The sequence below is a fragment of the Arthrobacter glacialis genome, assembly GCF_002909445.1.
In the GTDB taxonomy this organism is placed as follows: Bacteria; Actinomycetota; Actinomycetes; order Actinomycetales; family Micrococcaceae; genus Specibacter; species Specibacter glacialis.
In genome coordinates, this window is the sequence record NZ_PPXC01000009.1 from 93,313 (window position 1) to 106,018 (window position 12,706).

A 12,706-nucleotide genomic window follows, 5' to 3' on the forward strand; every position below is an offset into this window, starting at 1 on the left:
CCATTATCGCCCAGATTAGGCTGGTGCCATGGCAACAGAACTTGACCCCGCGCTCAACGACATCGAATTGGCGACGAAGCTGCTCCGCCACGCTGGAGCCTTGGCCCACGCTATCCGCGCCGAAAGCCTGGGCGGTCTCCGCGACGGCGGCCGGATCAAGAGCAACGCCTCGGACTTTGTCACTGCCGCCGATCTGGCCGCGGAGGAGTACATTCTCACGCAATTGCGCCGTGCCCGCCCGGACGATTCCATTGTGGGCGAGGAAGGCGCCAGTTTCACAGGCAACTCGGGCCGCGTCTGGGTCATTGACCCGGTGGATGGAACCTTCAACTTCGCCAGCGGATCCACCTACTGGTGTGCAGCCCTTGCCCTGGCCCAATTGCCTGCTGGAACAAGTGCGACGCCGGACACGCTCAGTGACGCCGAGGTGCTGCTGGGCGGTGTGTACCAACACCAGGAGGACAAGTTGTGGTTGGGAGGTTCGGCCTATCAGGCAACGCTCAATGGCCAACCCATACATGTTGATGCACGCCACGAACTGGCCGAGCTCTCCGCCGGCTCCTACCTGCACCCGACCTGGCTGGCCGAACCCAGGGCTGCTCTGCCTTGGCAGCAGGCGGCTGTCCTCCCGGGCACCCTGCGCATGCTCGGTTCGGGGTCCTGCGACCTGGCCCGGGTGGCTCAAGGGGAGTTGGGTGTGTGGTTCCAACACAGCTGCCCGTCCTGGGACTGGCTCCCCGGCAAGGGGATCGTTGCGGCGGCAGGCGGGGACACCGGCGTCGTCCGGGTCAATGGTCTTGACTGGTTCATGGCGGGGCCAGCTGCCGCCGTGGCGCAAATCAAGGCGGCGCTGGAACAGGGCACCCTGCCAGCCTGACCTACACAGACAGGGATTCTTTCCGCTGCCTACATTTTTCAGTCGAACGACGGGGGCACAGATCCTCGCGCCGCTAGGCGCGGGCGGAACGTGGTGCTGTCCGCTCCAAGATGCTGGGTGTGGCCTAGAATTGTCTGATGCCTAAATCAGCAGACCTTACCGTGTGGGGAATCCTCCTCCTTGTCATTGGTTTCCTCGTATCAACCTTTGGTTGGGCTTACGAGATTACCGAATCATCCTCTTACTCTGGCAGCGACGGCGGTGGAGCTGTCTGGGGAATCATCGGACTGCTGACCGGACTGACTGGTCTCATCATGACGCTCGTTGGCATCCATCGTGCGCTCACAAAGATTGACTCGCTTCCCAGTCCACTGAACCCCATCAAGAATGACGATCAGGAAAGCTTCCAAGTTAACAAGGCAGCGGCCGACTCGCGAGAACCAGACACCAGGCCCGAGCCCTTTCGCATATAGCTCGTTGAGTAGGTGGCATGGGCCGCCTTCGTATTGGTTCTGACAAGGGCCAGCATGGAGCGAAGCATGCTGCCGGTGCGAGCCCTCCGAGGTGACAGCGTCTCGTCATTGGCCACACGGTTGGGATCTGCGAGCAGATGGGAGGGCGTGGGGAATGTCAGCGGGGGCAACTAGACTGGATGCCACCATGGATATGTTGTTTGACCCTTACCCGCAAAAGCCCAAATCTACGCCTAGTCCCGGCGCCGGACTGCCAGTGTGGCAGCCTTTTGAGCAGGACGATCCCGGTGCTGACGCGCCCGAATTTGGCGACGCTGGGGTGCCAACGCCGCCCCAGCCGTTCGCGCAGGATGAGCAGTATGGTGCCGGGCCTGTTGCTGCCGCGCGCCAGTGGCCGGATCCGGCCGAGCTGCTTGAGGGCATGAACCCGCAGCAGGAAGCGGCAGTGGTTCACACCGGTGCGCCGCTGCTGATTGTGGCGGGGGCCGGCTCGGGGAAGACCCGGGTGCTCAGCCACAGGATCGCGTATTTGCTGGCTACGGGGCAGGCGCATCCTGGCCAGATTCTGGCCATCACCTTCACTAACAAGGCTGCCGCGGAAATGCGTGAGCGCATCGAGGCGCTCATTGGCGACGTCGCGAAGTCCATGTGGATTTCCACCTTCCATTCCTCCTGTGTGCGGATTTTACGCCGCGAGGCAAAGGTCATTGGGCTCAATTCCAACTTCTCCATCTATGACTCGTCGGATTCGCTGCGCCTGATCACACTGGTTTCCAAGGGCTTGGACCTGGATCCGAAGAAGTTTGCGCCCAAGGCCATGATGCACAAGATTTCGGCCTTGAAGAATGAGCTCATCGATGAGGATGAGAACTCCATGAACACCAACTTCAACGAGCCCTTCGAGGCCGCTGTGGCGGAAGTTTACAAGGGTTACGCGCAGCGCCTGCGCCAGGCCAACGCCATGGACTTTGACGATCTCATTGCGCAGACCGTGTACATGTTCCGGGCCTTCCCCGGCGTTGCCGAGTACTACCGGCGCCGCTTCCGCCACGTGCTGGTGGACGAGTACCAGGACACCAACCATGCGCAATACGCGCTGGTGAAGGAAATTGTGGGCACCGACCACGTTGACAAAGTCGCGTCAGGCTCGATCCCCGTTACCCCGGCGGAGCTGACGGTGGTGGGCGACTCCGACCAGTCCATCTACGCTTTCCGCGGGGCCGATATCCGCAACATTGTGGAGTTTGAGCAGGACTACCCGTCCGCGGACACCATCAAGTTGGAGCAGAACTACCGCTCCACGCAGAACATTCTCAGCGCCGCCAACGCCGTGATCTCCCGCAACCCCAACCGTCGCGAGAAGCGCCTGTGGACGGCAGAGGGTGACGGCGAGAAGATCGTGGGCTATGTTGCCGAGTCCGAGCACGACGAGGCCCGCTTCATCGCCAAGGAGATTGACAGGCTCCAGGACGAGACTGACATTCGTCCCGGTGACGTGGCCATTTTCTACCGCACCAACGCCCAGTCCCGCGCCATTGAGGACATCCTGGTCCGCGTGGGCCTGCCGTACCGGGTGGTGGGCGGCACGCGCTTTTACGAGCGCAAGGAAATCAAGGACGCCCTGGCCTACCTGCGTGCCCTGGTCAACCCGGACGACGACGTGAACTTGCGCAGGATTCTCAACGAACCCAAGCGGGGGATCGGCGACCGCGCGGAGGGTGCCGTGGCGGCCTTGGCCGAACGGGAAAGAATTTCCTTCTCGGCTGCCCTGGCCCGTGCCGAGGAAGCGCCCGGCATTGCCTCGCGCTCCCTGAACGCTGTCAATGCTTTCGCCAAGATGATGGCGGACCTTGGCGAGGTGGCGGCCACCGCCAGCCCCGCCACGGCGCTGGAAGCTGTCCTGGAGCAGAGCGGCTACCTGGCAGCGTTGCGTAACAGCACTGACCCCCAGGATGAGTCCCGCGTGGAAAACCTGGCTGAACTTCTCGCCGTCGTGCGGGAATTTGGGCAGGAAAACCCTGAAGGCACGCTGGGGGAGTTCCTGGAGCAGGTCTCGCTGGTGGCTGACGCCGACCAGATCCCCGATGCCCCCGGCGGGTCCGAGGCCGAGGCTGCTGCAGCCGTGGCCGAGGCGAAACGGCTGGGTGTTGTCACGCTCATGACGCTGCACACGGCCAAGGGCCTGGAATTCCCGGTAGTTTTCCTGACCGGCATGGAACACGGATTGTTCCCGCATTCGCGCTCGGCAACGGATCCCAAGGAGCTCGCAGAAGAGCGGCGTTTGGCATATGTGGGGCTGACCCGTGCACGCAAGCGCCTGTATTTGACCCGCTCAGAGGTGCGCAGCCTGTGGGGGCAGAGCCAGTACAACCCGCCCAGCCAGTTCATTGATGAAGTCCCGGCCGAACTGATCGAGTGGAAGCGCGAAGGCACCGCACGGGTGGCACCGCCGGCAGGAGAATTTGGCACCAGCCGCTACTCGGGATCATCCTGGGGTGCGGGCTCTGCCGTGGGCGGCCGGGATTCTGGCATCCTGCCGCCGAGCATTTCAGCCCGCACGGCAGCCGGGCGGGTGCAGCCGCAAAAGGAAGTGATCTCGGTCAGTGTGGGGGACAAGGTCAACCACACCTCCTTTGGTGATGGCACAGTCCTGGAAGTCACCGGGGTGGGGGATAAAACGGTGGCCAAGGTGCGTTTCAGCATTGGTGAGAAGCGCCTTTTGCTGCGGTACGCGCCCGTGGTGAAAATCGACTAGGGGACATAGGTCTATGGTTTGTGGTTTGCGTAGCTGCTTAGCTGGGGTGAAAACAACCGAATAAACCCTAGGAACGTCATGGTCTCGCGTGTCCGCTCCACCTCTGTCATGGGCATTTTATTGGCCCTTTTGCTAAGTCTCACATCGGTGGGGGTGGTCGCCTTGCCTGCGCAGGCCGCAACCGCTTCCACAGTGGTGAGCATCAACTCGTCCTCACCCACCATGAACCGCATTGGTGCCGGCAGCTGCAGCCAATCCGACACCACGGCGCACTATGCGGTGGTCAAGTACTCCACCAAGGGTGTGGGCAACATGGCAATGGGGCTGAACGTCACAACATCCGGCCCCGTCACGGCCACGCTGTTCCAAGGCGTCTTCCAAGCAGAACCGTACATTGGCAATTGCTACTTTTATGCCTGGAACCAGCCCGCCGGACAGGCAATAGTCACCAACACCGGCTACAACAACTCCGAACTTCCGGATTTTCCGGACCAGACCTGGTACCTGGTGCTGGCCAGCGACAATCCGGGCGCCGGTGTCACCGCCAACGTCAGCGTGACCACGAGCCTGGGCACGGTGGCCCTCGAGGCGGACCTTCCGGCAATCACCACCTCTTCACTTCCGCAGGGCGTCTACGGTGCTGCCTACAGCAGCACCGTCGCCGCGAGTGGCGGCACCGCCCCCTTGAGCTTCAGCGCCACGGGACTTCCCGCGGGGCTCAGCATGTCCGCAGCCGGTGTCGTCTCGGGAACGCCCACGAAAGCTGGGACATTTACTGCAGCCGTGACAGTCGCCGATGCACAGGGCAAGACTGCGGCCAGGAACCTGGGGCTTGCCGTTGCGGCCCCGACCATTTCCGTGGGGCCCAGCACCGTGCCGGCCGCACAGATTGGGCTCCTATATAGCCAAACAATCTCCGCATCCGGAGCCATTGGCCCGTACAGCTACGCAATTACAGCAGGTTCCCTGCCCGCCGGCTTGAGCTTGAGCTCCGCTGGAGTCCTCAGCGGCACGCCCACCGCTGGTGGCACCTTCAACTTCACGATCCGGGCCATCGACGCCGGCGGTTGGCAGGGGGCTCGGGCCTACTCCCTGTCGGTGGCTGCGCCGACCATAGGCATTGCGCCAACAGTCATGCCGGCGATGCGGGCGCTTGACCCTGTATCCGCAACAGTCACCGCAAATGGCGGGACAGCCCCCTATGCGTACACCGTCACTGCCGGGGCACTGCCCGCAGGACTGACGCTGTCATCGGCCGGCGCCCTCATGGGAACACCAGCCGCTGCGGGGCAGTACAACTTCACAGTCACAGCCGTGGACTCCAGCACGGGCGGCACCGGCTATTCGGGCTCTCGAGCCTATTCCGTCACCGTTGCGCCCGTACAGCTACCCACCATCACGCCCGCCACGTTACCCAACGCTGGGGCCGGGAAAGTCTACTCGGAACAGTTGAGTGGCGGCAACGGCGTTGCACCCTACACATTCGCCATTGCTTCCGGCTCTCTGCCGGCAGGCCTGAGTTTGAGCGGTGCAGGACTGATTTCGGGCACACCAACAGCCAGTGGCACCTTCCCCGTGGGCATCACTGTCACCGACTCCCGTGGCCGGGAAAGTACAGTCGCCTACCAGCTGGTTGTGGCCACATCGTCATTCACCGTTGGGCCAACCACCCTTCCCGCCACCACGGCCTACAGTCCCTACTCCGGCAGCGTGACAGCCAGCGGCGGTGTTGGCCCCTACAGTTTTGCCGTAACGGCCGGTGCCTTGCCCCGCGGAATCACGTTGGCATCCAACGGCACATTGTCCGGGACAAGCAACGTCTCCGGAACGTCAAATTTCACCATCACTGCCACTGACAGCAGCACAGGCACCGGGCCCGCCATCGGCGCCAGGTTCTACTCATTCACGGTGAACGCTCCAACACTTCCCTCCATCACACCTGGCACCGTGCCCGGCGGAACGGCAGGCACTGCCTACTCCCAGCAGCTCAGCGGGGCAACAGGTGTGGCACCGTATGTCTTCTCCGTTGTTTCGGGCGCACTGCCAGCGGGCCTGAGCCTGTCGAGCGCAGGTTTGCTCAGCGGCACCCCAACGGTTTCCGGGCCCTTCACCGTGGGCATCAAGGTGACGGACGCCCGCACATTGGAATCGACCAACAGTTTCACCCTCACCGTTGCGGCACCGGTCATCGCCGTCACGCCAGCAACATTGCCGGGAGCCAATGTTGGCGCAGCTTACGCCGTTGATGCTGGTGCAACAGGCGGGACCGCACCGCACAGTTTTGCGGTGACCGCGGGCTCATTGCCGGCAGGGTTGACCCTGACGGCGGCGGGCAAACTTGCGGGGACGCCCACTGCACCCGGCACCAAAAACTTCACCATCACCGCCACAGACAGGTACGGCTTCACGGGTTCGCGGATGTACAGCCTGTTCAGCACGCCGGCTGCGCTGGTCCTGGGGCCGGCATCCCTTCCCGCCCCCGCCGCCGGTGACGCCTACTCGGCGCAGCTGGCCACCACTGGCGGCTACGGGACATTCAGCTACGCAATCACCTCCGGCACCTTGCCCACGGGACTGTCGCTGGACACGGGCACGGGTCTCATCTCGGGAACTCCGACGGCGGTGGGCAGCTACGGCTTCACTGTCACCTCAACGGACGTTGCCACAGCAGGCGGCGCCAACCCAGCGTCGGTGAACCGCAGTTACACCGTGGTGGTGCCGTCGGTTCCGCTCCAGCTGATGGGGCAGCTGCCGCAGGCCCACGTTGGCAGCGCCTACACGGGCGCACTGGCGGCAAGCGGTGGAACAGGCCCCTACACTTTCGCCCTGCAGCCTCAGGAAACGCTGCCCGCAGGATTGTCCCTGGCCGCCAACGGGCTCCTGACTGGAACCCCCACGCTGGCGGGCACCTTCGACGTCGCCGTGAAGGTGACTGATGCCTACGGATCCGTCAGCAACCTCACCGGATCCTTGACAATTGCTCCCCTCGTTGCGGTAGCACCGGGGACTCTTGCCGGCGGCCAGACCGGCAGCAGCTACTCACAGCAACTCACTGCGGCCGGAGGTACGGGACCGTACGCCTTCGCGGTCACCTCCGGGTCCTTGCCGGCCGGCTTGGCCTTGGCCGCGGACGGTGCCCTCTCGGGAACCCCCACAGTGCACGGCAGCTCCAGCTTTACCGTCACGGCCAAGGACGCTGGCGGCTTCCCCGGCACCAAGGCCTACACCGTTTCCGTGAAGCCGGCCGCAGTTGTTGTGGGTCCGGCCTCGTTGCCCGTCCCAACAGCCGGCCTCGTCTACTCGGCACAGCTGACGGCCACCGGAGGAATCGGCCCGTTCACCTTTGCAGTCACAGCAGGCAGCCTGCCCACAGGACTGGCAATGGCCCAGGACACGGGAATCATTTCGGGAATGCCGACGGCGGTGGGAGTCTTCGACTTCACCGTCACCACAACGGACACGGGCACATCGAATGACCCCGTGCCGGTGACGGCCAGCCGGGACTACACGGTGGAAGTGCCGTCGGTGCCTCTGACACTGACAGGCACACTGCCCCAGGCCCAGGCCGGGCAGGCCCACACAGCCCAGCTCGCTGTCACCGGAGGAACCGCACCGTATACCTTCGCCCTGAGCGGCGCGGGCCAGCGGATGGCACGCGCCGCTGCAGCAGCAGGCAGCCTGCCTGCGGGACTGGCACTGAGCAGTGCCGGCGTGCTGAGCGGGACTCCCACCGTGACCGGTGACTTCCAAATCAACCTGATGGTCAAAGATGCGTACGGCTCCACCAGTGAGGTGAGCGCGGTCCTGACGATTGTTCCGGCAGCCGTGCCAACCCCAACGCCGGCACCCACCAGTCCCGCAGCCACCACCCCGGCTCCTGCGGTGCAGAAGAACCAGGCCCAAGGAAGCGGCGATCTGGCCACCACGGGAACAACAACGACCCATTGGATGGTCGTGGGCAGTGGCGCCCTGGTGCTCGGTCTCCTGGCGATGGGGGCCCTGCGCAGGCGCACCCGCAGCTAGCCACGGGCTGATTGGACAGCATCTGATTGCACAGCATCATGTGCACAGTTGGGCGGACTGCCATCAATGCGGCAAGCTTGTTCCATGAACAAGCCCAACCGGATGGCCGCCCGCCCAACTGCGTTATGGAGCGTGCTGGCTGCAGTGGCGGCGCTGAGCTTGGCCGGCTGTATTACCGTGCCAGTCGGCGGCGGCGAAGCCACAGCCACGGCTGGCCCCACTGCGCCGCTGACGTACGTTGACAGGCTCAAGGCCACGCCCGTTGCGCAGCCCAGCGAGGATGCAGCCACCACCGAGCTGCCGCAGTTCATCACCGAATCTCGCAACATCGCCTGCGTTTTCACCACATCACGGGCGGGGCACTTGAACCAGCCGTGGGAGCCGAACAACTTCAATGACAGCGCCAACGCAGCGGCGCCCATCATCCCTGCTGTCAACTGCCAAATGGTCAGCTACCCGCAGGTCCATGCCGCCGATGTGCAGGACAGCTGCGCCGGAAGCAATGTTGGCTACCTGGGCGGGGTTGCCACCCTCCTGCCCGAGGAGGCCGTCTATGGTGGCTGCCGGGCGGGCGTGACGGCCATGGAGGCGGCGTTTGGTGCCCGCGGAACCGTCAACCAACTCATGGGCAGCATCCCCGCCCTGGTGCCGGGTGCGGCCATGGAATCCCAAGGCTACCGCTGTGCCCCCATGGACGACGGCGTTGCGTGCGCCAATCTGGCCAGCGGGCTGGGCTTTTTCCTCGCCGCCGAAAAATACGAAATCTTTGGCCCCGGGCAGCCACCTGCAACGGCCGCCCAGAGCAGCCCAGCGCCGGTCTCAGGGTAAAACGTAAGGAAAGTAACGCCGTCGGGCACCAAAAGGGGCTCTTTGTGAGGTGAATAACTTGCTATGACTGTGGCGAATTGGTCAAGTATGTGCTTTCACATCGACGCGGTAATGTGTGGAAGGGGTCAACGCCCCTCGAAATCACTACTTCGACGTAGAAGGACACCAATCCGTGGACCTGTTTGAATACCAGGCGCGCGACATGTTTGAGGCTCACGGCGTTCCCGTGTTGGCCGGCATCGTGGCGCACACCCCTGAAGAAGCAAAGGCAGCAGCCGAGAAGATTGGCGGCGTCACAGTCGTCAAGGCACAGGTAAAGGTCGGTGGCCGCGGCAAGGCCGGCGGCGTCAAGGTTGCAAAAACCGCTGACGAAGCGTTCGAGCACGCCTCCGCCATTCTTGGCATGGACATCAAGGGTCACACCGTTAACACGGTCATGATCGCCCAGGGTGCAGACATTGCCGAGGAGTTCTACTTCTCCGTATTGCTGGACCGCGCCAACCGCAACTACCTGGCCATGTGCTCGGTAGAGGGTGGCATGGAGATCGAAGAACTCGCAGTTGAGCGCCCCGAGGCCCTGGCAAAGGTCGCCGTTGACCCCGCCGTGGGCATCGATCAGGCCAAGGCTGACGAGATCGTCGCCGCTGCTGGCTTCTCCGCGGAGCTCGCTCCCAAGGTTGCCGACGCGATCATCAAGCTGTGGGACGTCTTCGTTAAGGAAGACGCAACACTGGTCGAGGTCAACCCGCTGGTTCGCACCGGCGCTGGCGACATTGTTGCCTTGGACGGAAAGGTTTCTCTTGATGAGAACGCCGACTTCCGCCACCCCCACCACACCAAGCTCGAAGACGCTGCTGCGGCTGACCCGTTGGAAGCCAAGGCTAAGGCTGCGGACTTGAACTACGTCAAGCTCGACGGCGAAGTTGGCGTCATCGGCAACGGTGCCGGCCTGGTTATGTCCACGCTGGATGTTGTTGCTTACGCAGGCGAGAACCATGGTGGCGTCAAGCCCGCCAACTTCCTGGACATTGGTGGTGGAGCATCCGCAGAGGTCATGGCCGCTGGTTTGGACGTCATCCTCAACGACCCCCAGGTCAAGAGCGTCTTTGTTAACGTCTTCGGTGGCATCACCGCCTGTGACGCTGTTGCCAAGGGCATTGTTGGCGCACTGGCCGAGCTCGGTTCTGCTGCGAACAAGCCCCTCGTTGTCCGTCTCGACGGCAACAACGTTGAAGAAGGCCGTCGCATCCTCAACGAAGCCAACCACCCGTTGGTCACCCTGGCCGCCACGATGGACGAGGGCGCCGACAAGGCTGCCGAACTCGCCCACGCAGCAAAGTAGAGGTTTAGAAAACTTATGTCTATCTTCTTGAATAAAGATTCCAAGGTCATCGTCCAGGGCATCACCGGCGGCGAAGGCACCAAGCACACCGCTCTGATGCTCAAGGCTGGCACCCAGGTTGTTGGCGGCGTGAATGCACGCAAGGCCGGCACCACTGTTGTTCACGGCGACGTTGAACTGCCCGTCTTCGGAACCGTCACCGAGGCTGTTGCCACGACCGGCGCCGACGTCTCGATCGTGTTCGTTCCCCCGGCATTCACCAAGGATGCTGTTGTTGAGGCCATCGAAGCCGGCGTTCCGCTGGTTGTTGTCATCACCGAAGGCGTGCCGGTACAGGACGCTGCCGAGTTCTGGGCCCTGGCCCAGTCCAAGGTTGACGCTTCCGGAAACCAGATCACCCGCATCATCGGCCCGAACTGCCCCGGCATCATCACCCCCGGTGAAGCACTGGTTGGCATCACCCCGAACAACATCACCCAGAAGGGCCCGATCGGCTTGGTTTCCAAGTCCGGCACCCTGACCTACCAGATGATGTTCGAGCTGCGCGACCTGGGCTTCTCCACCGCCATCGGCATCGGCGGCGACCCCGTCATCGGCACCACCCACATCGACGCACTTGCTGCGTTCGAGGCGGACCCGGAGACCAAGGCCATCGTCATGATTGGTGAAATTGGTGGCGACGCTGAAGAGCGCGCAGCCGAATACATCAAGGCCCACGTCACCAAGCCCGTTGTTGGTTATGTTGCAGGCTTCACGGCTCCCGAGGGCAAGACCATGGGCCACGCCGGCGCCATCGTCTCCGGCTCCGCAGGAACCGCTCAGGCCAAGAAGGAAGCCCTCGAGGCTGCTGGCGTGAAGGTCGGCAAGACGCCTTCCGAGACCGCCACACTGCTGCGCGAAGTTTTCGCAGCACTGTAAGTATTCTGTAACGCATAAAAAGCGTGGCCCCTGCACCATTAATGGTGTGGCGGCCGCGCTTTTTTGTGTCCTCCGAGGTTCCTTTCGCCGCTCTTTTCGCTGACTCGGCGACGATGCTCAGATGAGCTCGGCAAGTGCCGCCAAGCCGCGGGGAACCTGGACTTGCAGGCGACCGAGCACAGCATTTAATGCCGCGGATCTGTCCTGCTCCGGCGGGACCCGTGCCGGGTTGAGTGCCACGCCGTTGGCCCACTCCTTGATGTCTGGTTGGGACCCAAACGACATGGTGGCGCGGGTGCCCAGCAGGTTCATTCTTGCCCAGTCCGCCAGCGAATTGGGATACGGCGTTGGTGGACACAGCCGGTTCTTCTCGGCATCGTCGCTGCGCGTGGCTTCCACATACCCCGCCAGGGCTGCCCCGAAGCAGGGGAATCCGGCCCGGATGGGCTGCAACGTGATCGCCGTACGGCCCCAGATAGGTACGTTGGGTGGGTACTGCAAGCCGGACGCGGCGCAGTGCACCACGATCGCATCCTTGGCTAGGGTGACTGCGCCTTCTTCGAGGGTGATGCGTCCCCGCTCAACCAAGCGGACATGCCCCAACCGCACCACATGCTCAATGGTGCGCAGTTGCTCCAGCTCCCACGTGGCCAGCGTAGGTGTCTTCGCCATGGTGGGTGTAAAGGCGCGGTCAATGCGCACCATGATGCCAGCATCCTCAAGCCGGAGGAACAAGTTCTCCAGCGATGTGGCGGTCCCAGCCGCCTCCATGATGTCCGCGGCCATGCCCAGGACCACCGTTGGATCTGGCTGCACCACCGCCCGGTTGAGCATCCAAGGATCGCGGGGGCGCACCCAGACGATCTGAGCTGCGTCCACGCCCCGGGCAAGGAGCCAGATGCACGCGTCTGTGGCGGATTTACCGGATCCGACGATCACATACTGGCTGGCTCCCTCGGCCAGGTGCGCCAGGCCGTTGACCGGAATCACGCGTGCGCCGTCAGCGACCTCGAACGGCGGCGCTGTGTCCGCCGGGATGCTCGGGGCGAGGTACCGCGCGTCGACAATCCGGCACTGCGGCGGAACAGTGAACTGTTTTCCGGAGATGCGTGAACGGACCCGGCGATCTGCGGTGTAGTCGCAGTTGGCCAGGAACTCAACCCGGCCGGACTCCAGCAGGCGGCCGCCCAGAAGATGGGAGTAGTAGGCGCAAATTTCGGGGGCATCGGCCCGCTCGTGCAGCCCGGCCTCCGGCCCGCGGCTCTGCACGAGGCCGCCGCCGAGCAATGTTGAGGCCACGCCGTAGAAGGCGGAAGCTTGGTGCAGGCGCACAAAGGGGTAGGCGTCGAGCCAGTGTCCGCCAACCGCGTGGCGCCGGTCCACGAGGGCCACGCGAGCCTTGGTGTGGTCAATCAGCGCGTCGGTGAACGCCATGCCCGTGGCACCCGCCCCGACCACAAGATAGTCCGCATCCACAATGCGCTCCATGG

The 12,706-nt window shown here is 63.5% G+C and carries 8 protein-coding genes; 7 read left to right on the forward strand and 1 reads right to left on the reverse strand.

Annotated elements, in window-relative coordinates:
* The first annotated feature begins 28 nt into the window (after nucleotides 1-28).
* The 7 genes from CVS27_RS12700 to sucD all read left to right on the forward strand — a co-directional run bounded on the left by CVS27_RS12700 (nucleotide 29) and on the right by sucD (nucleotide 11,216).
* Nucleotides 29-877 (forward strand): inositol monophosphatase family protein, encoded by an 849-nt coding sequence (locus CVS27_RS12700; protein ID WP_103466113.1) that lies wholly within the window; start codon nucleotides 29-31, stop codon nucleotides 875-877.
* A gap of 137 nt (nucleotides 878-1,014) precedes the next feature.
* On the forward strand, nucleotides 1,015-1,350 hold the full coding sequence (locus CVS27_RS12705) for a hypothetical protein (RefSeq protein ID WP_103466114.1): 336 nt from the start codon (nucleotides 1,015-1,017) through the stop codon (nucleotides 1,348-1,350).
* A 193-nt stretch (nucleotides 1,351-1,543) separates the two neighbouring features.
* Entirely contained in the window at nucleotides 1,544-4,105 is a 2,562-nt protein-coding gene (pcrA, locus tag CVS27_RS12710; protein WP_103466196.1) for a DNA helicase PcrA, read from the forward strand.
* 78 nt (nucleotides 4,106-4,183) lie between these two features.
* Complete coding sequence (locus CVS27_RS12715; RefSeq protein WP_103466115.1) at nucleotides 4,184-8,128, forward strand: beta strand repeat-containing protein; 3,945 nt, start codon at nucleotides 4,184-4,186, stop codon at nucleotides 8,126-8,128.
* A gap of 84 nt (nucleotides 8,129-8,212) precedes the next feature.
* Nucleotides 8,213-8,956, forward strand: coding sequence for a hypothetical protein (locus CVS27_RS12720; RefSeq protein WP_103466116.1), 744 nt, complete (start codon nucleotides 8,213-8,215; stop codon nucleotides 8,954-8,956).
* A 172-nt stretch (nucleotides 8,957-9,128) separates the two neighbouring features.
* Nucleotides 9,129-10,298: an ADP-forming succinate--CoA ligase subunit beta gene (sucC, locus tag CVS27_RS12725; RefSeq protein ID WP_103466117.1), complete on the forward strand. Its 1,170-nt coding sequence runs from the start codon at nucleotides 9,129-9,131 to the stop codon at nucleotides 10,296-10,298.
* A gap of 15 nt (nucleotides 10,299-10,313) precedes the next feature.
* Nucleotides 10,314-11,216 carry a succinate--CoA ligase subunit alpha gene (gene sucD, locus CVS27_RS12730; protein WP_103466118.1) on the forward strand — a complete coding sequence of 301 codons (903 nt, stop codon included), beginning with the start codon at nucleotides 10,314-10,316 and terminating at the stop codon, nucleotides 11,214-11,216.
* 117 nt (nucleotides 11,217-11,333) lie between these two features.
* Here sucD and CVS27_RS12735 read toward each other — a convergent pair whose 3' ends face one another.
* On the reverse strand, nucleotides 11,334-12,704 hold the full coding sequence (locus CVS27_RS12735; protein WP_103466119.1) for an NAD(P)-binding protein: 1,371 nt from the start codon (nucleotides 12,702-12,704) through the stop codon (nucleotides 11,334-11,336).
* Nucleotides 12,705-12,706: the final 2 nt, after the last annotated feature.